The sequence below is a fragment of the Maricaulis parjimensis genome (assembly GCF_016817355.1).
GTDB classification, from domain to species: Bacteria; Pseudomonadota; Alphaproteobacteria; order Caulobacterales; family Maricaulaceae; genus Maricaulis; species Maricaulis parjimensis.
Map to the genome: position 1 here is coordinate 56,354 of NZ_JADOTT010000002.1, position 23,845 is coordinate 80,198.

At 62.6% G+C, this 23,845-nt stretch carries 19 protein-coding genes; 11 read left to right on the forward strand and 8 right to left on the reverse strand.

Features of this window, described 5'->3' with window-relative positions; translation table 11 throughout:
• Positions 1-50: 50 nt before the first annotated feature.
• Positions 51-3,020: a TonB-dependent receptor plug domain-containing protein gene (locus I0K07_RS03920; protein WP_203291526.1), complete on the reverse strand. Its 2,970-nt coding sequence runs from the start codon at positions 3,018-3,020 to the stop codon at positions 51-53.
• A gap of 272 nt (positions 3,021-3,292) precedes the next feature.
• Here I0K07_RS03920 and I0K07_RS03925 point away from each other — a divergent pair, with 272 nt between their 5' ends.
• Both I0K07_RS03925 and I0K07_RS03930 read left to right on the forward strand, forming a co-directional pair.
• Entirely contained in the window at positions 3,293-4,948 is a 1,656-nt protein-coding gene (locus I0K07_RS03925) for a sensor histidine kinase (protein ID WP_203291527.1), read from the forward strand.
• Positions 4,929-5,696 carry a LytR/AlgR family response regulator transcription factor gene (locus I0K07_RS03930; protein ID WP_203291528.1) on the forward strand — a complete coding sequence of 256 codons (768 nt, stop codon included), beginning with the start codon at positions 4,929-4,931 and terminating at the stop codon, positions 5,694-5,696. The genes I0K07_RS03925 and I0K07_RS03930 overlap by 20 nt, the downstream gene beginning before the upstream one ends.
• 45 nt (positions 5,697-5,741) lie before the next feature.
• Here I0K07_RS03930 and I0K07_RS03935 read toward each other — a convergent pair whose 3' ends face one another.
• The 4 genes from I0K07_RS03935 to I0K07_RS03950 form a co-directional block, all read right to left on the reverse strand.
• Complete coding sequence (locus I0K07_RS03935) at positions 5,742-5,978, reverse strand: hypothetical protein (RefSeq protein WP_203291529.1); 237 nt, start codon at positions 5,976-5,978, stop codon at positions 5,742-5,744.
• Between the two features lie 163 nt (positions 5,979-6,141).
• The gene (locus I0K07_RS03940; RefSeq protein WP_203291530.1) at positions 6,142-7,785 is read right to left on the reverse strand and encodes a sodium:solute symporter family transporter; all 1,644 of its coding nucleotides are present in this window, start codon (positions 7,783-7,785) and stop codon (positions 6,142-6,144) included.
• Between the two features lie 68 nt (positions 7,786-7,853).
• Positions 7,854-9,110, reverse strand: coding sequence for a glutamate-5-semialdehyde dehydrogenase (locus I0K07_RS03945; protein ID WP_203291531.1), 1,257 nt, complete (start codon positions 9,108-9,110; stop codon positions 7,854-7,856).
• Between the two features lie 46 nt (positions 9,111-9,156).
• Complete coding sequence (locus I0K07_RS03950; protein WP_238934509.1) at positions 9,157-9,924, reverse strand: pyrroline-5-carboxylate reductase family protein; 768 nt, start codon at positions 9,922-9,924, stop codon at positions 9,157-9,159.
• Positions 9,925-10,239: 315 nt separating this feature from the next.
• On the opposite strand from I0K07_RS03950, the gene proB reads away from it, so the two are divergent.
• Together proB and I0K07_RS03960 are read left to right on the forward strand one after the other, a co-directional pair.
• Entirely contained in the window at positions 10,240-11,397 is a 1,158-nt protein-coding gene (proB, locus tag I0K07_RS03955; protein WP_203291533.1) for a glutamate 5-kinase, read from the forward strand.
• A gap of 435 nt (positions 11,398-11,832) precedes the next feature.
• Positions 11,833-12,744, forward strand: coding sequence for an acyl-CoA thioesterase (locus I0K07_RS03960; protein ID WP_203291534.1), 912 nt, complete (start codon positions 11,833-11,835; stop codon positions 12,742-12,744).
• Positions 12,745-12,754: 10 nt separating this feature from the next.
• Here I0K07_RS03960 and I0K07_RS03965 read toward each other — a convergent pair whose 3' ends face one another.
• From I0K07_RS03965 to I0K07_RS03975, 3 genes are read right to left on the reverse strand one after another with little or no spacing between them, the layout of a single operon-like run.
• A complete protein-coding gene (locus I0K07_RS03965) occupies positions 12,755-13,564 on the reverse strand; it encodes an SDR family NAD(P)-dependent oxidoreductase (RefSeq protein WP_203291535.1) in 810 nt (269 codons plus the stop codon).
• Positions 13,561-14,127: a carboxymuconolactone decarboxylase family protein gene (locus I0K07_RS03970; RefSeq protein ID WP_203291536.1), complete on the reverse strand. Its 567-nt coding sequence runs from the start codon at positions 14,125-14,127 to the stop codon at positions 13,561-13,563. Before I0K07_RS03970 ends, I0K07_RS03965 begins: the two co-directional genes overlap by 4 nt.
• Before the next feature lie 4 nt (positions 14,128-14,131).
• Positions 14,132-15,304: an acetyl-CoA C-acyltransferase gene (locus tag I0K07_RS03975; protein WP_203291537.1), complete on the reverse strand. Its 1,173-nt coding sequence runs from the start codon at positions 15,302-15,304 to the stop codon at positions 14,132-14,134.
• A gap of 359 nt (positions 15,305-15,663) precedes the next feature.
• Here I0K07_RS03975 and I0K07_RS03980 point away from each other — a divergent pair, with 359 nt between their 5' ends.
• From I0K07_RS03980 to I0K07_RS04010, 7 genes are all read left to right on the forward strand, one after another.
• Positions 15,664-16,977 (forward strand): acyl-CoA dehydrogenase family protein, encoded by a 1,314-nt coding sequence (locus I0K07_RS03980; RefSeq protein WP_203291538.1) that lies wholly within the window; start codon positions 15,664-15,666, stop codon positions 16,975-16,977.
• A gap of 141 nt (positions 16,978-17,118) precedes the next feature.
• Positions 17,119-18,588, forward strand: coding sequence for an MFS transporter (locus tag I0K07_RS03985; protein WP_203291539.1), 1,470 nt, complete (start codon positions 17,119-17,121; stop codon positions 18,586-18,588).
• Between the two features lie 26 nt (positions 18,589-18,614).
• The gene (locus tag I0K07_RS03990) at positions 18,615-19,772 is read left to right on the forward strand and encodes a thiolase domain-containing protein (protein ID WP_203291540.1); all 1,158 of its coding nucleotides are present in this window, start codon (positions 18,615-18,617) and stop codon (positions 19,770-19,772) included.
• A complete protein-coding gene (locus tag I0K07_RS03995; RefSeq protein WP_203291541.1) occupies positions 19,769-20,167 on the forward strand; it encodes a Zn-ribbon domain-containing OB-fold protein in 399 nt (132 codons plus the stop codon). The genes I0K07_RS03990 and I0K07_RS03995 overlap by 4 nt, the downstream gene beginning before the upstream one ends.
• A 2-nt stretch (positions 20,168-20,169) precedes the next feature.
• Entirely contained in the window at positions 20,170-21,378 is a 1,209-nt protein-coding gene (locus I0K07_RS04000; RefSeq protein ID WP_203291542.1) for an acyl-CoA dehydrogenase family protein, read from the forward strand.
• 14 nt (positions 21,379-21,392) lie between these two features.
• Complete coding sequence (locus I0K07_RS04005; RefSeq protein WP_203291543.1) at positions 21,393-22,508, forward strand: acyl-CoA dehydrogenase family protein; 1,116 nt, start codon at positions 21,393-21,395, stop codon at positions 22,506-22,508.
• Positions 22,505-23,824, forward strand: coding sequence for an MFS transporter (locus I0K07_RS04010; RefSeq protein ID WP_238934511.1), 1,320 nt, complete (start codon positions 22,505-22,507; stop codon positions 23,822-23,824). Before I0K07_RS04005 ends, I0K07_RS04010 begins: the two co-directional genes overlap by 4 nt.
• Positions 23,825-23,845 lie beyond the last annotated feature (21 nt).

A 23,845-nucleotide genomic window follows, 5' to 3' on the forward strand; every position in this document is an offset into this window, starting at 1 on the left:
CGGCGGCCCGTTGCCGGGCCGCCGCCTTACAGGTGTGTTTGGATCAGGGGCTAGAAGTTGACCGTCACACCCACCGTGTAGACCCGGCCGAGCACGTCATAGAGGCTCGGATAGGTATTCCCCGAGTTGAAGGCCGTGGTGCCCGTATCATTACCGATGATGGGCGGATCTTCGTCGAAGATATTGTCGACCGTGGCCACGAAACGCACATGGTCATTGAGCGTGTACGCACCGGACAGGTCGAAATAGTTGTAGGCGTCAATCGACTGGAAGGCCGGGAAGAGGCCAGCAGCTTCTTCCACCTGCGCATCCATGCCGGACATGTGGCGCCACAGATAGGACAGTTCGACATCGCCCAGGCTCCAGGTCGTGCGCTGCGCGATGCGCAGTTGCGGGACCGGGTCACAGGTGGTGCCGTAATATCCGTTACAATCGACGATCGCCGAGAACGGTGCCGACTGCAGCTCGTTGGTCAGGTAGTAGTTGGCGTTGACCGAGAAATCGAGCATGCCCCAATCACCCAGATCATAGCCGGTATTGGCGCTGATCTCGATGCCTTCAGCACGGCGGAAGGCGAGATTGGTGGTATAGCCCGGCAGGCCGGCGCCGGACGTGGCCAGCGAACCATTGATCCGGACGATGCCGGAGCAGGCATCCGGGTCAGCCAGGACATAACAGGCGTCCAGGGCTTCCTGACCGGAGAAGGTCCCGATGAAGTCCTCGATCTCGATGTCGTAATAGTCGACCGAGATCAGCGGATCCGTCAGGTTTTCGATGCCCAGGGTCGGCGACCAGACCACACCCAGGGTCAGCGTGTTGGCCGTTTCCGGATCCGGCAGGTCGTTCGGCAGGGTGCCGGCGAACTGGTTCACCTGACCGGCGACGATGTCGCCAACCACGCCAACCAGGGCAGACGGAACGCCCGTGGATTCGCAGAGTGCCCGCAGCGTGGCATCGATCGTGTTCGGATTGCCGTTCGAGCACGGGTCGTAGGTCGCGTTGGAAAGGCCCGTGGTCACCGGACGGAAGAGTTCCGAAATGTTCGGAGCCCGGTTGGCCTGTTGCAGCATGGCCCGGAAACGCAGGCTCTCAACCGGCGACCAGTTCACACCGGCTTTCCAGGTCGCGGACTGGCCGGACAGGGAGAAGTCGGACAGGCGATAACCCAGTTCCACATTCAGGTCTTCAAAGCCCGGACGGCCGCTGACCAGCGGCAGGAACATTTCACCGAAGGCCTCGTAGACGTCATAGCCACCGGAGACCGGCAGGATATTGCCGCCGGCACCGCCCTGACAGCTCGTCGGCGGGGTCTGCAGACAATCATCCGGCAGGGAAGAGGCGGACTCTTCGCGGTATTCGACGCCGAAGGCCGCTTCCACCGGGCTGTCAGCCCAGGGCAGTTGCCAGCTGGCGATCGGGCCGCTGGTCGAGGCCGACACGATGTTCTGCGTCGTCTTTTCCTGCAGCAGGGCCGTCACGGAGGAGAAGCCCGCCATGGCCGGCGTGATGGAGCCGAAACCGGTCGAGAACAGGTCAAGCGGCACACAGGTCGAGGGGCCGGTTTGGCCGCTCGGCGTGATACACGTATTGGCATCCACCGTATTCAGCGCCGTCGCGATGTTCGTCACATTCGTGTAGCCGGCGCGCACGCGGGTCCGGTCGGACTCGCCGTGCTGGAAGGACAGGTCGTAATTCCAGTCACCGAAGAGGTCGCCGCGCAGGCCCAGCACAAAGTGGAACTGGTTGGCGTCGAACTGTTCGGAACGGGTGCCCAGCTCGAGCGTCCGGCGGCGGATCGGAACATCAATGGAGTCGGCGAGGTCGAACACGCCGTTATTGTTGTTGTCGATGGCGCCTGTGACCGGATCAAACACGCTCAGACCGGCACCGGTGGCGAAGCTGTTCACCTGGTCGATGATCGCCTGACGCGCCTGGGCGCTCAGGAACGGGTTCATCAGCGGGACTTCGAACACATTGCCGAACACACCGGACGGAGCGACCTGCTGGGTCACATTCGTGGAGGTGAAATTACCGCGGCCGTAGAAGTTGAAGTGGCGGTTGATTTCATAATGGCCGTTCACGTCCAGGTTAAACCGCTCCTGCGGCGTCTGGTAATAGTTGAACGGGTTGAAGTTGAACCGCGAACAGCGCGGGCCCAGCGAACCGTCATCACGGATCTGCAGGGTCAGACCCGGCAGGTCGAGGGCGGTCGGGATGGCCGTCGTGGAACCGGATGCGGTCTCGTCGACGCCGCCCGGGCTCTGGCAATCCGGTTCACCCGGAAGGACCGGGGTCCCGCCCAGGCCGGAACCATTCGTGGAGGACACGCCAACGGCACCGAAGGGACGGTCACCGAACTGGACGCCGAAACGCTGGGTATAGCCCAGGCTGGCCGTCACATTGCCGCTGCCATCATTCAGATTGGTGCCCAGAAGCACGGACACATTGTGCTGCTCGCCATCGGACTGTTCCGAAGCGCGGCCTTCATAGCTGATCTCGACGCCTTCAAAATCATCCTTCAGGACGAAGTTGACCGCGCCGGACATGGCGTCCGAACCGTACACGGCCGAAGCGCCGCCGGTGACGACGTCGATGCGCTCGATCATGTTGGTCGGAATGGTCTGGGTATCAACAATGCCGCTGAGCGCGTAAGGCGTCAGACGCTTGCCATCGACCAGGACGAGGGACCGGTTGGTGCCCAGGCCGCGCAGGTTGATGGAGGCCGCGCCGGCCGTGCCATTGTTCACGTTCTGGCCGTCGCCGGGAATGGTGGACGGCAGGTTGCGGAAGACACGCTCGATATTGGCTTCCTGCTGGAATTCCAGCTCGACCTCGTCAACCGAATTGACCGGGCTGGAGGACACCACATTGGGTGACTGGATCCGGGTGCCGGTGACGACGACAACATCGTCGTCCTGGGCCAGGACGGGTGACGTTCCTGCCAGGGCGAGCCCGGCCAGGGCAGCGCCTGACAGGAGAACGTCCCGCAGGGACAGGTGTGACTTGAATTCGCGACTCATTTTTCCCTCATAGACTTGGGGTTCGGAAGGCGCGCAGGCGCCATCGACGCGCGGTCCCCCCGCTCGTCATCCGCCAAGCTGTCACGGAGATGAAACACACTTCTCCGGCAAAGCGGTGATCTGGCCGGGAAACGCGGTTAACGGGTTTGGTGCCGATGAAATCCGTCAAAACATGAGACAAACGGCAGGATTTTCACGATAAGATGGGGCCGCGGAGATTTTCAGCCACCCGGTGGGTCGGCCTATAATCCGGCATGACCATGGATACTCATTTGTCGTTTTCAGATTCCGGCCGTTTTGATGCGCCAACCCCTCGGCTGACCAGCCGTTGGGGTGTGCTGACCATTGTGGTCCTGTCCTTCGGATTCTGGGGCACGTTCTCCGTGTTGGCCCTGATCGCCAACTGGGAGCCGATCAGCGCCCATCTGCCCATGTTGTGGCGCTTTGTGCTGGCCGATGTGATCGGGGCGCTCTTGTCCATCGGCATCGCCTGGCGGCTCGCGGAAGTGCGCCATTGGAGCGCACCGGGGCGACTGGTCCTGGCGGCGGCCCTCTCCCTGGCCGCCGTCACGATCTATGCCGGTCTGGCGGCCTATCTGATTGCGCCGATGCGCCCGGATCGTCTGGATGGCGTCGAGGCCGGCATCCACGTGCTGCAGATCATGTTCAAGCACTACTGGATCTTCATCGGCCATGCCGGGTTTTTCCTGCTGCTGGACCAGGATCGTCCGGCAGCCCCGGCGGAGACGGCCGAGACAGCGCGCTATCATGCCGTGCGCACGGCCATGCTGGGTCAGGATGAAGCCCATGCCGGCCTGAATGCCCGCTGGTTCTGGACCTTCCAGGGCGTGTTCTGGGCGACGATGTTCGTCTTCTCCACCGCCAACGCCATCAATAATGGTGACAGCGCCCTGAACATCTGGCGCATCAGCCTGGTGGAAAGCGTCGCGATGGGCATGACGGCCGTCGTGCACTATGTCGCCTTGCGGCCATCGCGCAACTGGTCCCTGTACCGGCGCGCGGCCCTGGCCCTGGCCTGCGCCATCGTCCTGACTCTGGGCTATATCACGTCAATCTGGGCGGCTCATTATGTGATCTTCCCGGTCGATCCGCCCATTATCAACGGGGCGCCGGCCGATCGCGGCATCAGTTTCTTCCTGTATGTGGCGCCGTTCTGGTTCTTCCTGAACTTCCCGGTCTTTGTTGGCTGGTCCGGCTTTTATCTCGCCCTGGACGCGGCCCGCCGCCTGCGGACCCAGGAGCGGCAGCTCTACAATTCGATCATGATGGCGCAGGAATCCCAGCTGAAAATGCTGCGCTTCCAGCTCAATCCGCATTTCCTGTTCAACACGCTGAATGCCATTTCCACGCTCCTGCTGGACCGGCGCAATGACGAGGCGGATATGATGCTCACCCGCCTGTCGCGCTTTTTGCGTTTCACGCTGGATGTGGCGCCGGATGATCAGCTGCCCTTGAGCGCGGAGCTGGATGCCCAGCGGCTCTATCTGGACATCGAGGCGACGCGCTTTCCCGACCGGCTGCGGGTTGAAATCGACCTCGATCCGCGGGTCGCGGATGCGCTGGTGCCGACGCTGATCCTGCAGCCCTTGCTGGAGAATGCCGTGAAATATGCGGTGTCCGCGACGAGTGACCCGGTTCGGGTGTCCGTGCGGGCTGTTCCCAGCGAGCCGGGGCGCCTCAAGATCACAGTCAGCGATACGGGAGCCGGAGCGGGTAATCCGGGCGTGTCGTCGGGAACAGGCGTGGGACTGGCGAATATCCGGTCGCGACTGGACGTGCTGTACGGCGACCGGGCCAGCATGAAGGCAGGGCCGACCGAGGATGGGGGTTTTTCGGTCGTGCTGGAACTGCCCATGGAGACGATAAGAAAGAGCGGGGATACCGAGAATGCGCGTACTTCTGGTTGATGATGAACCCTTGGCCCTGCGCCGGCTGGAAATCCTTCTGTCGCGGCGACCCTGGGTCGAGGTCGTGGCCGCCGTGCGTGACGGGCATGCCGCAGCGCGTGCGGCGCGCGAGCTCAATCCGGATGTTGTGTTTCTCGATATCCAGATGCCGCAGCTGGACGGATTTGAAGTGGCGTCCCTGCTGACCGAAGGGCTGCGTCCCGAGATCATTTTCGTGACCGCCTATGAAACCCATGCCGTGCGGGCCTTCGAGGCCGCCGCGATCGATTACCTGCTCAAGCCGGTGGAAATGGAGCGGCTGGACGAGGCTCTGGGGCGTGCGCGCTCCCAATTGGCCAGCCGGGACGCCAATGCCCGGGCCGATGAGCTGGAAGCCCTGGTCCATACGCTGCGGGGTCATGATGGCGACCGCCACCCGGATATCTGGATCCGGGACCGGCGGGGACGGGTGCGCTTGGAGAAGAACCGGATCGACTGGGTCGAGGCGGAGGGTGATTATGTCCGCATCCATGCCGGGACCCGCTCCTGGCTGATGCGGGCGACCATGGGGTCAATGGAAAAACGGCTGGATGATCACCAATTCGCCCGGGTCCACCGGTCAGCGATCGTCAATCTGCGCCGGATTGCCCGTACGGCAGCGACCGCGACGGGAAGCAAGACATTGCGCCTCGAGGACGGAACGGAAATCCGGGTGGGCCGGGCTTTTGAGTCCCGGGTCAATGATCTGCTGGCACGGCCGATGTCCTGACGCGTGAGGCATCGGCCGGTTGGGGGCCGTGTGCCAGTGAGACCGCTAGTGGGGTTCGTCGGTGGCGTCCTCGACGGCCTCTTCAATGTCTTCGGCGGCGTCGGTCACGTCATCGGCCATGTCGTCCATGGCCTCGCCGACCTCTTCCATCGGGCCGCTGTCATCGCCCGTCATTTCCTCGACCGCCTCATCGATCTCCTCGCCGGCATCTTCGGCGGGGCCATCGGAACAGGCCACCAGGCCGGCGGCGCTGAGGGCCAGGATCCAGTGTTTGAGTTTCATGAATATCTCCTCTCAAGTGACGTCCCCCTCGGGACACACGTCAGACTAGCGGAGTTCCGGTCACGGATCATCTTTTCCCGAAAGCGGGGCAGGGACGGTCAGGCCGAAAACAAAAGGGCCGGTCCTTTGCCGGACCGGCCCTCTCGAAGATATCGGGGAAAGCCTAGCTTTCGCTGGGCAATTTCCCCTGTTTCAGGATGTCGGTCATCGTGTCGAAATATCCGGTGACCTTGTCGTCCGGCTTGCGGGTCATGCCGGAGACGACATAGATCGCGACCGCGGCGGCGATGAAGCCCGGAACCATCTCGTACATGACGCCGGACAATTGCAGCAGGTAGATCCAGATCAGGACCGTGGCAGCCCCGACGATCATGCCGGCCACAGCTCCCGCCCGCGTCATGCCGCGCCAGAACAGGCTCATCAGGATCAGCGGGCCGAAAGCCGCGCCGAAACCGGCCCAGGCATTGGAGACCAGGCCGAGAATATTGCTGTTCGGGTCGAAGGCCAGGCCGATGGCGACCAGCGCCACGATGAAGACCGAAGCCCGGCCGACCAGGACAAGCTCCTTCTGGCTGGCACCGCGTCGCAGGAAGATTTTGTAGAAATCCTCCGTCAGCGAGGATGACGAAACCAGAAGCTGGGACGAGATTGTCGACATGATGGCGGCCAGGATGGCGGCCAGCAGGAAGCCGGCGATATAGGGATGGAAGATCACCTGCGACAGCAGGATGAAGATCGTCTCCTGGTCGCTCAGCATGACCTGCTCACCTTCGGAGAAGGCGCCGGTCGTGTCGATATCCTCCAGTTCGGAGAAGCTGGTGGCTTCTTCCGGCGCGTCGATCACGCGCGCGACATGGACGTCGTCGGCGACGGCGATGTTCTGGCTCTTCACATAGGCCAGGCCGGCCGCGCCGGTCAGCACGGCACCGATCACGGTGATGATCATCCAGCTCATGCCGATGCGGCGCATGGTGACGACATCCTTCAGGGACTTCACCGCCATGAAGCGCACGATGATGTGCGGCTGGCCGAAATAGCCCAGACCCCAGGACATGGTGGAGATGATGCCGATCACGGCCAGGCCGAGACTCTCCTGCGGGATCATGGACAGATAGGGTTTCTCCCAGCCGCCGATATCCACGCTCAGCGTGCTCAGAGCATCCGTGGTCGGGCCGAACCCGCCCAGCTGCATGATCGTCACCACCGGTACCAGGACCAGGGCCAGGAACATGATGCAGCCCTGCACGAAGTCCGTCAGGGACACGGCCAGGAAGCCGCCGAACAGGGTGTAGGCCACCACGACACCGGCCGTCAGGAAGAGGCCCAGCCGGTAATCCAGGCCGAAGGAGGCCTCGAACAGCTTGCCGCCCGCCACCACACCAGCCGAGGTGTAGAGGGTGAAGAAGACGATGATCACGATCGCCGATACCACCCGCAGGGTGCGGGAGTGGTCGTTGAAACGCTTTTCGAAATAGTCCGGAATGGTGATCGCATCGTCGGCGATCTCCGTGTAGACGCGCAGGCGCGGGGCGACGAGCCGGTAGTTGAAATAGGCGCCGATGATCAGGCCGATCGCAATCCAGGATTCCGAGAATCCGGTTGCGAAAATGGCGCCGGGCAAGCCCATCAGCATCCAGCCACTCATGTCCGACGCGCCGGCGGACAGCGCCGCCACGGCCGGGTGCAATTGCCGCCCGCCCAGCATGTAGCCGGACACATCACTGGTGGATTCGCGATAGGCATAGAGCCCGATCGCCATCATCAGGATGAAATAGAGCGCCAGGGAAATCAGAGCTTCAATATCCATGAACTTGCCTTGAATTGGTACGCGTCAGGAAAGGGCTGAAACGGCCGGGCCGTGGTCCTGGATCCGGATCAGGGCCGGGTCTGGCCGGTGCCGTGGACGAGGTATTTGAACGAGGTCAGCTGTTCCAGGCCGACCGGGCCACGCGCATGCATCTTGCCTGTCGCAATGCCGATCTCGGCGCCCATGCCGAACTCGCCCCCGTCGGAGAATTGCGTGGAGGCATTGTGCATGACCACGGCGCTGTCGATCGTGTTCAGGAAGACCGCGGCCACATCCTCATCTTCTGCGACGATGGCGTCCGTGTGAGCGGAAGAGTGGGCGGACACCCAGTTCAGCGCGTCCTGGAGGTCGGCGACGATCTTCACCGACAGGATGCTGTCGAGATATTCCGTGCTCCAGTCTGTCTCATCGGCAGGCTTGATCCGGCTGTCGATCGCCGTGGCGGTCTCATCGCCGCGGAATTCGCAATCGCTCATCTCGTCCAGCAGGCCCGGCAGGAAATCGGCGGCCACGGCCTGGTCGATCACCAGGCTTTCCGTGGCACCGCAAATGCCGGTGCGGCGAAGCTTGGCGTTGCGCACGATGGCGCGGGCCTTGGTCAGATCGGCGCTCTCATGGATATAGGTGTGACAATTGCCGTCCAGGTGCAGCAGGGTCGGCACACGCGCCTGGTCGCGGACCAGGGAGACGAGGCCCTTGCCGCCGCGCGGGATCACCAGGTCGACATACTCCGTGCATTGCAGGAGATGCTGCACGGCAGCCCGGTTGGTCGTGTCGACCATCTGGATCGCGTCTTCCGGCAGATCGGCTTCGCGCAGCCCGTCCTTCATGCATTCCACGATGATGCGCGTGGAATTCAGGCTCTCCGAACCGCCGCGCAGGATCACCGCATTGCCGGATTTCAGACACAGGGCACCGGCATCGGCGCCGACATTCGGGCGGCTCTCATAGATCATGCCGATCACGCCGAGCGGCACGGCGACACGCTCAATGCGCAGCCCGTTGGGGCGATCCATCTGGGCCAGCTGGCGTCCGACCGGATCGGGCAATTCGGCAATCTGTTCCAGTGCACGGGCGACGCCCTCAATGCGTTCACCATCCAGCATGAGCCGGTCAATGAAAGCATCCGGCTTGCCGGCTTCGCGAACGCTGGCGACATCGGTCTGGTTCGCCTCGATCAGGTCATTGGCGCGCAGGCGCAGGGCCGCCGCAGCCGCGATCAGCGCGGCATTCTTGCGTTCCGTGGACGCTGTCGCGAGCTGGCGCGCCGCGTCCCGGGCCTGGCGGCCGAGTTGTTCGATATAGACTTGCATTCGATCAGACATGTTCGATCCGTTGGATAATTGTCGGGGAGTTTAGCGGCGCGCGCCATTAGCGCAATTCAACCGCGCGGGCGTAGGCGGCCTGTGTGGTTTCGCGCATCAGCTGGTCCAGCAGTCCGTCGCGGCGCAGGGCCTTGATGCCGGCCTCTGTCGTGCCCTTCTTGCTCATCACCGAATTGCGCAAGTCTTCCAGGCTCAGATCGGATTGCCGGGCCATTTCGATGGCGCCGGACAGGGTCTCCAGAACCAGGGCCCGGGCCGTTTCCGCGTCGAAGCCCATCGCTTCGGCGGCGTCCACATAGGCGCGGGCGATCTCGAAGACATAGCCGGAACCGGAGCCGGCGACCGCCGTGATGCGATCAATCTCGTCCTCGGTTTCGACCCAGATGGCCGTGCCGCTGGTCTCGGCCAGCTGATTGGCGAGGTCACGATGCGCGTCCGTACAGGCCGGGCTGGCAAAGAGGCCATTCACGCTGCGTCCGATAAGGGCTGGCAGGTTGGGCATGATCCGGATCACCGGGTGCTCGCCCAGCTCGCGCTGGATGGACGCGACGGAGAAGCCTGCTGCGATCGAGATCAGGCAGCCACCGGGTTTCAGGAAGGCCATGTAATCCGGCAGCACATCGGCGATCTGCTGCGGTTTGACGGCGATGATGATGGCGTCAAACCGGCGGCCTTCCAGGGCGGATGGTGACCCAGCATGACCGGCGCCGTCCGGAATCGCTGACGGGGTCCGGTTCACCGCTGTGAAGCGTGCCGGCACGGCATCAAGCCAGCGGCGCAACATGGCACCGCCCATCTTTCCGCATCCCACCATCAGAATTTCCATCGCACACCCTTGGGCTGGCTGTTTCCACACAAAACCGCGCCCGACGCACCCTTTTCGGTGCATCGAGCCGCGATGGCCGGGGATATAACAGAATATATTTTGAATTCAAATAAGTTTTGCGGTTGCGACAAAAAAGCGGTTTTCGAGCCGCTATTTATCTTTCAGCCATATTTTATGAGGCATTTAGAGCCTCATTGCGGCGCAAAATATGTGGACAGGGGTTGAATTAATTAGAACCCGAAATAGTTTGCGCCCGACATATTCAGCGAGGGTACAGCCCTTGCGCCACACCAGGAGCCTCGCGTGAGTGAGAAGAAACGTATCGTCGTGAAGATCGGATCCAGCCTGCTGGCCACAGATGGCAAGCTGACCCTGCGCTATGCCTTCATGCACGGTTTGCTCGCCGACATCGCTCAATTGCGCGAAGAGGGTCATGACGTGATCCTGGCGTCCTCGGGGTCAGTGGCGCTGGGGCTGAACGCGATCAATGCCTCGCCGGAAGAGGCGGGTGTGCTCGACAAGCAGGCTGCGGCCGCTTGCGGTCAGCCGCTGTTGGTCAATGCCTACAAGCAGGTGGCGCACGAGCACGGTTTCGATATCGCCCAGATCCTGGTGACGCTGGATGATCTGGAAGATCGCCGTCGCTTCCTCAACACCAAGAATACGATCCAGCGCCTGTTCGAGCGCGGCATCATGCCGATCGTGAATGAGAATGACACGATCACGACCGAAGAGATCCGGGTGGGCGATAATGACCGCCTGGCGGCCAAGGTTGCCCAGATGCTGCAGGCGGACCACCTCATCCTGCTGACCAATATTGATGGCCTCTACGACCGCAACCCGACCGATCCGAATGCGCAATTCATCGAGACGGTCGAGGATGTGAGCGCCTATCTGGAAGTGACCGGCGGGACGTCATCGCTGGGCTCCGGGGGCATGCTGACCAAGATGAAGGCGGCCAATATGGCCCAGAATGCCGGGGTCACCACGATCATCGGTGAGGGTCAGATCGACCGGCCGGTTTCCTCCTTGCTCAAGAATGAGCGCCGCCACACGACCTGTGTGGCCAAGGGGACGCCGGACTCATCCTGGGCGGTCTGGCTGACCGATCGCCTGCACCGTGCCGGCAGTCTGGTTCTGTGCCAGGAGGCGGCCGATGCCTTGCGCGAACGGAAATCAGCGATCAGTCATTCCGATGTCGTGAAAATCCACGGTGATTTCAGCAAGGGCGATGTGCTGCACGTCTATGACGAAGCCGGTGATGAGCTGGCGCGTGGTCTGACCAATTTCTCGTCTGATGAAACCATGGTCCTAGCGCGCAATGCCGATCAGGATGTTGTGGATTTGCTGGGTTACCAGGCGCGTCCGGAGATCATCAATCGGGACAATATGGTCATCCTTGAGGACAATCATATTCCCTGGGACGCACCGACCCAGGCCTTGCGCCTGGTCGCGTCCTAGTCTGGTCCGCCTGAAACGTGCCGGGATCAGCCGGAAAGGCTGATATTTCGGCATTTTTCACTTGTCCTTGAACTATGGGTCGTGTTCGGTACCTGTCCATGCGGGCACCAGATATTGTGTCCGGTCGGGGCGTGAGCCCCCAAGCTATCCTGTACGGGCCGGGGGCCCGGTAAGCGGATGGCGTCTCGCATGGCCCTCAGAAGCTGCGAGATGTTGGAGAGCCGCCTGCCTGGCAGGCGGAAGCGAGCATTCAGGGCCTCTGGCACCTGATCGATCTTGCGAAGCGGGGAGGCCGGTCCTTGATGGGCGGGCCGGTCTCTTCCTTCGCGTATAATGGCCATTCACCGCAGTCCCACCGTACCGAAAGCTGGAATTTTTCCTCTGGCCGGTCCACATTTGGCGCAGCAAAAAACGACCAGATGGAACAGGTAGGCCATGGACGGATCCGAGCACGCCGAGACGGCGCCCAAGAGACGGCGCCCGACACCCCAGGAATTGGCCACGGGCCTGGTGCATCTCCTCGATGTCGAAGAGCTGGATGTTGACCTGTATCGCGGCGCCCGCAATCCGGGCGGCAAGGGGCGTGTCTTTGGCGGTCAGGTGATTGCCCAGGCCCTGCAGGCCGCCGTGCGGTCTGTGGAACCTGACCGGATCGCTCATTCCCTGCATGCCTATTTCATGCGCCCGGGGGATGAGGACTTTCCGATCATCTACCGCGTCGAGCGGGATTATGACGGGGGCAGCTTCTCCAACCGCCGCGTGATTGCCATGCAGCGCGGCAAGCCGATCCTCAACATGACCTGCTCCTTCCACCGCCAGGAAAAAGGGCTGGAGCACCAGTTCAAAATGCCGGACGTGGTCGGGCCGGAGGATCTGCGCACCGAGGCGGAAATCTTCGCCGAGCTGAAAGGCCAGATCGATGAGCGCCTTTACAAATTCCTCACCCGGTCGCGGCCGCTGGAATTGCGTCCGGTCGAGGTCTGGAATCCGATCGATCCGACGCCGCGCGATCCGGTCCGCAATATCTGGTTCCGCGTCGGCGGGGATATCGGCGATGACAAGCTGATGCACCGGGCGGCCCTGGCCTTCGCGTCGGACATGGCGCTCCTGTCCACCTGCATGCAGCCGCATGGCGTGTCCTGGATGACCCGCAAAATGCAGTCGGCCAGCCTCGATCACGCGGTCTGGTTCCATGATGATGTGCGGATGGATGAGTGGCTGCTCTATTCCACGGACAGTCCCTGGTCGGGCGATGGTCGTGGCTATAATCGTGGCTCGATCTTCAATCGCGAGGGCAAGCTGGTGGCCTCGACCGCCCAGGAAGGTCTGATCCGGATCAAGGATTGATCCGGCGGGTCTAGCCGATCCGGGCCCCGGCCCCGCCATCCAGGCGCAGGATTTCACCCGTGATGAAACGGGCCTCGTCGGAGGCCAGGAAGAGCGCGGCATTGGCCGTGTCTTCCGCTGTGCCCATCTGTTTGCTCAGCGGGACACGGGCATTGCGTTCTGCCCGGAGGTCCTCGACCGGAATGTTGCGGGCGCGGGCAATGCCCTCGATGGCCATGGGCGTGTCCATATAACCCGGCGCAATGGCATTGCAGCGGATATTGCGTCCGGCATTGGCCATGGCGGTGGAGGTGGTCAGCCGGTTCACGCCTGCCTTGGACATTTCATAGGCAGCCTGAAAACCGCCGGCGATCGAAGCCAGCGAAGAAATATTGACGATGGCACCGGAGCGCTGGTCCCGCATGGCGGGCAGGACGGCTGCGATCGTCATCCACATGCCCTTCAGATTGACCGTCATGATCCGGTCGAAGGCGGCTTCGGTCAGTGTGTGGCTGGGCCCGTCACCATTGCCGCCAATCCCGACATTATTGACCAGGATGTCGATCCGCCCCCAGGCGTCCAGCGCTGTCTGTGCGATCCGGGTGCAGTCCTCGGATTTGGCGATATTGGCTTCCAGGGTGAGGGCCTCGCCGCCGGCATCCCGGATCAGGCTCGCAGTGTCCTCGGCGCGTTCGATCAGCCGGTCCACGCACAGCACTTTGGCGCCTTCGCGGGCAAAGCGTTCTGCGATCGCGCGGCCATTGCCCGGGGTCTCGCCCGGCGTCTGGCCGGCGCCCACCACGATGGCGGTCTTTCCGGCGAGGCGCCCGGGTGCACTCATGACCGGTCCAGATCCGGATCGAGCGTCTGCCCCTCATCCAGCTGGACGCCGAAGGAGTTCAGCATCATGGAGACCTGCGTGTACTGGCCGCAGGTGAAGACGAGATCCATGCGCTGTTTCTCGGTCAGGAAGTCCAGCGCATCCCAGTTGGCCGGCGAGACGAAATGGTCTTTCACCAGATCGTCCGTTGCGCGCAGCAGGGCAGCGTCTTCGGTCGACCAGTTCGGGGCGTCAGCCCCCGTTTTGATGGCTTCGATTTCGTCATCGCTCAGCCCGGCACGCTGTCCGATGGCCACATGCTGGGTCCATTCATAGCCGGAGCCGCACAGATAGCCGGTGCGCAGGATGACGATCTCCCGTTCGCGAACGGGCAGGTCATTCTTGTCGGAGAGGACATAGCCGCCCCAGAGATTGAAACGTTTGAGCCCTTTGGGGGCCCGGGCGAGGGTCCTGAAAATATTCAGGACCCTGCCGGTCTTCAGAAACGGGCCCAGCGCCTCGTCCTGGTCCGGCGTCAGCTGGTCCAGATCGACCGGGTCGATACGGGGCGCTTTGAGCCGCATGGGATTACAGGACCTCGAACAGGCCGGCTGCGCCCATGCCGCCGCCCACACACATGGTGATGACGACGTATTTGGCGCCCTGGCGCTTGCCCTCGATCAGGGCGTGGCCAACCATGCGGGCACCGGACATGCCATAGGGGTGGCCGATCGAGATCGCGCCACCATTGACGTTCAGCTTGTCCATCGGGATGCCCAGCTTGTCGGCGCAATACAGCACCTGCACGGCGAAGGCTTCATTGAGTTCCCACAGGCCGATATCGTCGACCGTCAGGCCGAAGCGCTCGAGCAGTTTCGGCACGGCGAAGACCGGGCCGATACCCATTTCGTCCGGCTCGGTGCCGGCGACGGCCATGCCCATATAGCGGCCCAGCGGGGCCAGACCGCGCTTGGCAGCCAGTTCGGCTTCCATGACGACGCAGGACGAGGCGCCATCGGAGAGTTGCGAGGCATTGCCGGCGGTGATCGTGCCGCCTTCGATGACGGTCTTCAGGCCCTGCAGGCCTTCCAGCGCCGTGTCCGGACGATTGCCCTCATCCTTTTCCAGCATGACTTCCTGCATGGAGGTCTCGCCGGTTTCCTTGTTGACGACGTATTTGGTCGACTTCATCGGCACGATTTCATCGTCGAACTTGCCGGCGGCCTGGGCGGCGGCGGTGCGCTGCTGCGATTGCAGGCCGTACTCGTCCATACGGTCACGGGAGATGCCATAGCGCTTGGCGACGACTTCCGCCGTCTGCAGCATCGGCATGTAGATGTCCTTGTGCATGGCGACCAGTTCCGGGTCCGGCTGCACGCGCATCTCCTTGGTCTGGACCATGGAGATGGATTCCACACCGCCCGCGACGACAACATCCATACGGTCAACGATGACCTGTTTGGCGGCGGTGGCGATCGACATCAGGCCCGAGGAGCACTGGCGGTCCATCGACATGCCGGCGACCGAGGTCGGCAGGCCGGCGCGCAGCGCAGCCGTGCGGCCGATCGTGTGCTGGACGCCCTGCAGCAGGGCGGCGCCATAGACCACGTCCTGGACTTCGGCCGGATCGATGCCGGCGCGCTCGACAGCGGCGGCAATGGTGTGGCCGGCCAGGGTCGGCGACGGCGTGGCGTTGAAGGCGCCGCGATAGGCCTTGCCGATCGGCGTACGGGCAGTGGAAACAATGACAGCATCACGCATGGGTTTTCCCTCGTTCAGTCACTAGCGGGATTGATGGGCGGGGCGCACCGTCGACCGGCGGCGTTCCCGGCTTGCGGGGCGGTATTCGAAGACCAGGCTTGGCCGTGTGTTCTGTTTTGCCTTGGCAGTCAGCATGGGTCTCGATCCGGTTGGTCCCCGGCAAGGGTGAGTGGTGGTTTTAGTCGCCGATCATGGTTGCCTGCAAGCGAAAACCGGACCCTTTCTTCAAATTTTCGCAGAACCGCGGCCCCGCTTCAAATTGTTATGCCCGGTATACACGCAATGTCACGCTCTTGTCGGTTTTCAAAAAACAGGTATGCTCATACCAAAGATACGAAGAGTACATTGGGAGGTGGCCTATGGCCTGGGATTTTGAAACCGATCCGGAGTTTCAGGAGAAGCTGGACTGGATGGACGGCTTTGTCCGCGACAAGGTCGAACCGATTGCCCATCTGGGCTTTCATCCGGCCGATGTGAAGAACCCGAAACACCGCGCCATCATCAAGCCTCTGCAGGAAGAAGTGAAGGCCAAGGGTTTGTGGGCTTGCCATCTGGGTCCCGATCTGGGCGGCAAGGGCTATGGTCAGGTCAAGCTGGGTCTGATGAACGAGATCCTCGGCCGTTCGCCCTTCGCGCCGACCGTGTTCGGCTGCCAGGCGCCCGATACCGGCAATGCCGAGATCATCGCCCATTACGGTACCGACGAGCAGAAGCGTCAGTATCTCGAGCCGCTGCTCAATAATGAGATTGTCTCCGCCTTCTCCATGACCGAGCCGCAGGGCGGATCCGACCCGCTCCTGTTTACCTGTTCCGCTGTCGAGGATGGCGATGAGTGGGTGATCAATGGCGAGAAATGGTTCTCCACCAATGCCAAATGGTCCGAATTCCTGATCGTGATGGCGGTGACCGACCCGGAGGGCGAACCCTATCGCCGCATGTCCATGTTCATCGTGCCGACCAAGACGCCGGGTGTGGAGATTGTCCGCGACGTGGCCGTCTATGGTCAGCAGGAAGGCTCGGAAGGCTATGTCCGCTATACCGATGTCCGCGTGCCCAAGGATCATCTCCTGGGTGAGCGCGGGGGCGCCTTCGTGATTTCCCAGACCCGTCTGGGCGGTGGCCGCATCCACCACGCCATGCGCACGGTGGGCTCCTGCAAGCGCGCGCTCGACCTGATGTGCCGCCGCGCCATGTCGCGCCGCACCCGCGACGGTGTGATGGCCGACAAGCAGGCCGTCCAGATGCAGATCGCCGATAGCTATATCGAACTGGAACAGTTCCGCCTCTTCGTCCTGAAGACGGCCTGGATGATCGACAAGTACAAGGACTACCGGAAGGTCCGCAAGGACATCGCCGCCATCAAGGCGCTGATGCCCAAGGTCTATCGCGATATCGCCGGCCGCGCCCTGCACCTGCACGGCTCGCTGGGCGTATCACCGGAAATGCCCTTCGCCGGCCAGGTGATCGGCTCCTATGTGATGGGCATCGCCGATGGCCCGACCGAGGTCCACAAGGTCACGGTCGCGCGCCAGCATCTGCGCAATTACCGGAATATCTCCGACGCGATTTTCCCGGACTATTCCATTCCGAACATGAAAGAGGCCGCCCTGGAGAAATATGGCGACCTCGCCGACACCGTCCGTGATCTGGCCGAAAGCGTCGGCGCGGACTGACTGAATGACCGCGGCGGGCGCTGGGCCGCTGCAGGATACGAGGCCGGACAACCGGCCCGCTGATGACAACGGGGAGGAGGGCGATGCCGGCGATGGGGCCGTTCGGGATCGTTCTTCCGCAAAAAATTTTGTGGAGACCACATGACTGACACGGCTTCGCCGGCAGGCCCGCCGCCGCTCAAATTCCATACCAAATTCCTTTATGGGTTTGGCTCTGTGGCCTATGGAATCAAGGATTTGGCCTTCCGGGTCTTCCTTCTCTACTACTATAATCTCGTGGTCGGAGCGCCAGCTGCCCTGGTGTCCGCGGCCATCATGGTCGCGCTCATCGTGGATGCGATCTCCGATCCGATCGTCGGCCAGATTTCAGACAATCTGCGGACCAAATGGGGGCGGCGTCATCCGCTGATGTACCTGTCCGCCATTCCGGCGGCCCTGTCCTTCTTCTTCCTCTGGTTCCCGCCGGACGGGCTGGAGGGCACGGCGCTCTTCTTCTATCTGGTGATCCTGGCCTCGGCGGTCCGCACCTTCATCACGCTCTATGAAATCCCCAGTTCCGCCCTCGCGCCGGAACTGGCCACGGATTATGACGAGCGCACCACGATCGCCGGCTATCGCTTCTTCTTCGGCTATATCGGCGGGATCGGCCTCTACTTCCTGGCTCTGCGCTATCTCTTCCCGCCCACGGCGGAGCATCCTTTCGGTATCACCAATCCGGAAGGCTATGTCGCTTTCGGGATCATGGGTGCGCTGATCATGTTCACCACGGTGGTGATCTCAACGGCCGGCACGCATTCGCGGATCAAATACATGCGAAACCTGCCGCCGCCGCAGCGGCGCAATCCGCTTCAGACCCTGATGCTGATGCGGCAGACCTTCTCGCATCGCGGCTTCCTCGCCATTCTCGGCTTCGGCGTGCTTAAGTATACCGGCCTGGGGATCAGCTCGGCGCTGGCGCTCTATTTCGGTCAGTATTTCTGGGGGCTCTCGAGCCCGCAGCTGGCTGTCCTAGCCCTTGATGCCGCGCTCGGTGCCACACTGGCCCTGGTCCTGGCGCCGCGCCTTTCGAAAATGGTCGGCAAGAAAGGGGCGGCTTTCATGCTGGCCCTGACGGCCATCCTCTTTACCTGCTCGCCCTATGTGCTGCGCCTGCTCGGCCTGTTCTACGAGAATGGCAGCCCGATGCTCCTGCCGGCGCTCTTCCTGCTGGCGGCGATCTATTCCATGTGCGGGATTTCCTCGGCCATCCTGGTGCACGCCATGATCGGGGACGTCATCGATGACAGCTCGCTGAAGACCGGCCGCCGCGCAGAAGGCCTGTTCTACTCGGCCAATTCCTTCATGCAGAAATGTTCGTCCGGCTTGGGCGTCTTCGTGGCTGGCCTGATGCTGTCCGCTGTCGGCATGCCGGACAATGCCCGCCATGTCGGAGTGGAGCCAGAGGTGATCCTGCATCTGGTCCAGCTCTATATTCCGGTGATTGCCGCCCTCTACCTGGTCGGCTCCTTCTTCCTGCGCTTCTACAAGATCGACCGGGCCAGCCATGAAGCGAATCTGGCTTCGATCCGCGCCAAGGAAGCGGCCGAGCTCACCGAAAGCAATTCCGTCTAACGCCAGTCCAACTTTTCGGAGACATCATGTCCCTGCGTAATGCCGCCTATATTGCCGGTGCTTTTGAACACCCGACGCGCCTGGCACCCGACAAGACCACACCGCAGCTGCATGCTGAATGTGCGGCCGGGGCGCTGGCCGATGCCGGCCTCTCCCTGGCGGATGTGGACGGGTATTTCTGCGCCACGGATGCGCCGGGCTTCGGCCCGATCTCCATGGTGGATTATCTCGGCCTGAAAGTTCGGCACACAGACTCAACCGAGATGGGCGGCTGTACCTATATCCAGCATGTCGCCCATGCCGCCGAGGCGATTGCCGCGGGCAAGTGCAAGGTGGCGCTGATCACGCTGGCCGGGCGTCCGCGTTCGGAGAATGTGATGCGCTTCCGTCCGGGCGCGCCGGAAAGCGCTTTCGAGCAATGGGTCGGCCTGACCAATCACACCTCCTACGGGATGTGTGCGGTCCGGCACATGCATGAATTCGGCACCACGTCGGAGCAACTGGCCTGGATCAAGGTCGCGGCTTCGCACCACGCCCAGCATAATGAACACGCCATGCTGCCCAAAGTGGTGAGTGTGGAGGATGTGCTGGAAAGCCCGATGATCGCGGATCCGCTGCACCGGCTGGATTGCTGCGTGACGACGGATGGCGGCGGTGCGCTGATCGTGGTGGCGCCGGAAATCGCGAAGACACTCAATCGTCCGATGATCGCCCTGCGCGGTGCGGGCGAGGCGACGAAAGGACCGTCCGGGGGGCTGGGGCTCGATCTGACGGTTTCCGCCGCGGCCCGTTCGGGCCCGGCGGCTTTCGCCGAGGCGGGCGTGACGCCGGCCGATATCAAATACGCTTCCATCTATGACAGCTTCACCATCACCGTTCTGATCCAGCTGGAAGACCTCGGCTTCTGCGCCAAGGGCGAGGGCGGCAAGTTCGTCGCCGACGGCAATCTGATCTCCGGCACGGGGAAACTGCCCTTCAACACGGATGGCGGCGGGCTGTGCAACAACCACCCCATGTTCCGCGGCGGTATCACCAAGGTGATCGAGGCCGTGCGGCAATTGCGCGGTGAGGCCCATCCGGCCGTCCAGGTGCCCAATTGCGACCTCGCGGTTGCGACCGGCATTGGCGGCTCGCTCGGTGCCCGTCACGGCGCCGCCACTGTCATCCTGGAGCGTCAGTCATGAGTGATCGCAAGCTTCCGGCCCCGCAGCCGAATGTTGAGACCCAGGAATTCTGGGATGCCGCCTCGAACGGTGTGCTCAAGATCAAGCGCTGTGGCGACTGCAACCAGGCGCACTATTACCCGCGGGCGATCTGCCCGCATTGCGGCTCGGCGAACACGGCATGGATCGAAACCGCGGGGAGCGGCGAGATCTATTCGGTGTCCGTCATGCGCCGCGGCGAAGGGGCGCCCTTTGCGGTGGCCTACATCACCCTCGATGAGGGACCGGCCATGATGACCAATATCGTGGCCGATGATCTCGACGGCCTGGCCATCGGCCAGCGCGTTGAATTGGTTTTCACACCCACAGAAGACGGGGCTCCACCCGTCCCCATGTTCACACCAAGGGGAGGCTAGTCATGGCGACCATTGAACTCACCAACCCGGCCGATGCCCTGGAGGCCTTCCGCAAGGAAGCTGCCGCCTGGCTCGCCGAGAATTTCCCGAAATCCCTGGTCGGCAAGGAAAACGTCCTCGCCACCGTTGAGGGCGAGGCGAATGCCGATCCCGAAGCCAAGGCCTGGAAGAAGGCCATGGGCGAGAAAGGTTGGGGCACGCCGACCTGGCCGAAAGAGTATGGCGGTGGCGGTCTGAGCTTCAAGGAAAGCCGGGTCCTGCAGGAAGAAATGGCCAAGGTCGGGGCGTGGAACCCGATCGGCGGCATGGGCGTGATGATGCTCGGGCCGACCCTGCTGGAATTCGCCTCCGAAGAGCAGAAGCAACGCCACATCCCGCTGATCTGCCGCGGAGAGATCCGCTGGTGCCAGGGCTATTCCGAGCCGGGTGCCGGTTCCGACCTCGCCAGCCTGCAGACCAAGTGCGAGGACAAGGGCGATCATTACCTGATCAATGGCCAGAAGACCTGGACCTCGGGTGGCCAATGGGCCGACTGGTGTTTTGCCTTGGTCCGCACCGACACGACCAAGAAGCATGAGGGCATTTCCTTCATCCTGCTGGACATGAAGACGCCGGGTGTCGAGGTGAAGCCGATCCGCATGATCTCGGGCACCTCGCCTTTCTGCGAGACCTTCTTCACCGACGTCAAAGTGCCGAAGGAAAACCTTGTCGGCGAGCTCGGCCAAGGCTGGACCATCGGCAAACGCCTGCTCCAGCACGAGCGGACCAATCTGTCCGGTGGCGGGTCGATGAGCCGCGGTCAGGGCCCCTCCCTGTCCGATATCGCCAAGCACTATGTCGGTGTCGACAGTGAAGGTCGGATTGCCGATGCCGAATTGCGCACGAAGATCATCAAGCATGAGATGGAAGCCAAATCCTTCCAGCTCACCGCGCGCCGTGTGATGGCCGAGTCCAAGAGCGGGAATATCTCGCTGGCGTCCTCCATCCTGAAGAATGTCGGGGCCCGCATCACCCAGGAACGCGCTGAACTGACCCTGGAAATCATGGGCATGAACGGTCTGGGCTGGGAAGGCGACGGGTTCAACTCTGCCGAGCTGGGTGCCACGCGTGGCTGGCTCTGGGGCAAGGCCGTGTCAATCTATGGCGGCACGACCGAGATCCAGAACAATGTCGTGGCCAAGCGCATTCTTGGCATGCTGGACCACCAGTAGGGGAGATAGAGACAATGGCTGTCCTGAACGAAGAGCAGACCATGCTGCGCGATATGGCGCGCGAATGGTCGAAGAATGAATCGCCGGTCTCCGCCTTCCGCAAGGTGCGTGATGCCGGAGAGGCGATCGGGTTTGATCCGGCCGCCTTTGCGGCTCAGGCCGAGATGGGCTGGACCGGTGTGATCATCCCGGAAGCCTATGGCGGGTCTGATTTCGGCTATCTCAGCCTCGGCCTCGTGCTGGAGGAAACCGGCCGCACCCTGACTGCCAGCCCGCTGGGCACGACGGCGCTCGCTGCGACGTCGGCCCTTCTGCTGGGGGGAAGTGACGCCCAGAAAGAGGCCTGGCTGCCGAAGATCGCGACCGGTGAGGTCATCGCCGCGCTCGCGGTCGATGAAGGCCCGCGCCATGATCCGTCCAAGATCGCGGCCAAGGCAGAAAAATCCGGCGATGGCTGGGTGCTGAGCGGTGAGAAGGCCTTCGTGGCCGAGGGCGATAGCGCCCATCTCTTCATCGTGGCGGCGCAGGCCGGCGAAGGCGTCGGACTTTTCCTGGTGCCGGGGGATGCAGCTGGTATCACCCGCAAATCGCGCAACATGGTCGATGCCCGCTCCCATGCGGCTGTCAGCTTTGACGGTGTGACGCTGGGTGGTGATGCGCTGATCGGATCGGCCGACGGGGCGGATCTGCTCGATCAGGTGCTCGACCGGGCCCGCGCCGGAGTTGCCGCGGAAATGCTCGGCATGGCCGTGCAGGCCTTCGAGGATACGCTGGCCTATCTGAAAACCCGCGAACAGTTCGGCGAAATCCTGTCGCGCTTCCAGGCGCTGCAGCATCGCATGGCGGTCCAATTCACCCAGATTGAGCTGATGCGGTCTGCCGTGGAAGGCGCGCTGGAAGCCATTGATGCGGGTCGTGACGATATTGCCCAGCTGGCGTCCCTGTCCAAGGCCACCGCCTGTGACACGCTTCACCTGGTCTCCCGCGAGATGATCCAGCTGCATGGCGGGATCGGCATGACGGACGAGCATCATGCCGGCTTCTACATCAAGCGGGCGCGAATCCTGGAAAATGCCTGGGGCAATGCCTCCTTCCACCGGGAGCGCTATGCGCGCCTGCGTGGGTATTGAGCCAAGATCCGGCTCCAGCTTCGGCACCAAAGGCCGGCGCCTCATCGCGCCGGCCCAATGGTGTGGAAGGGCGTGAGCGCGCCTATGACCGTTTCGTCGAAGGCAATCTGAGACGGAATTACTTCGCGCACTTCACGCATGGCATGCTGGGCATGACAGGCTTCCGCCTGATCTTTGCCCCCACTTTCGTGCCGGCCTATCTGCACATGCTGACCGGGTCGGCACTTTTCGTCGGTATCGGGCAGGCCCTGATCCAGGCCGGGGCCATTGCTTCGCCGATCATGGGGGCCGCCCAGATCGAACATCGCCGCCATGTCATGCCGGCCGCGATGACGATCGGCGTGCTGATGCGAATCCAGCTGCTGGGCCTGGCGCTGGCCGGCTGGTTCCTGACCGGCTCGCTCCTGCTGGCGGCGACTTTCCTGTTCCTTTTCCTGTTCGGGTTTTTCCTGGGGTCCCAGCGGGTCGCCTTCCAGGTCGTGCTGGCCAAGGTGATCCCGATCCGCTTGCGGGGGCGGTTGCAGGCCTGGCGCAACCTCGCCGGCGGGGCGATCGCGGCGGGCCTGTCCTGGTGGGCCGGGGTCTATTTGATCGGACCGAATGTGTTCGGCAATGGTTATGCGACGACCTTCATGGTCGCTTTCCTGCTGACCAGTGCCGGCCTGGCGACGCTCTATTTCTTCATGCGCGAGCCGGGCAGTCCGACCGTGCGCGAGCCCATGCCCTTCCTGCAAAGGCTCAAGGAATTCCCGGTCCTGTTGGCAGATCGCGATTATCGCAATTTCCTGATTGCCCTGGTCTTCGCCACGATGGGCCGGATCGCGATTCCCTTTTGCATCATCCTGGCCGGTCGCCGCATGGATATTGACGGGGCGACCATCGGGCTTTTGTCGCTGGCCTTTCTTGGTGCGGACACGCTGACCAATCTGATCTGGGGCACGCTGGGGGACAAACACGGGTTCCGATTCACCTTTATCGGCACCGTCGCCCTGTGGCTGATTTCCCTCGCCGGCATGCTCTTCGCCAGTGCACCCTGGCACTTCCTGCTCGCCTTCTTCGGTCTCGGTGCGGCGATGTCCGGCAATATGATGAGTGTCACGACCCTGGTTCTGGAGTTCGGGCATCGCGACGACATCCCGATGCGACTCGCTTTGTCGACCACGGCGGAAACCACGATCGCGACGATTGGCCCCATTCTGGGCGGGGTTGTTGCGGCGGTCTTCGGCCTTGTTCCGGTCTTCCTGATTTCGATCATCGCACTGGCGATCGCATTGACAGTTCTCGTGGTGGCAGTACGGGAACCGCGTCATCTGTGAATGATTGACGTTTACGGAAAC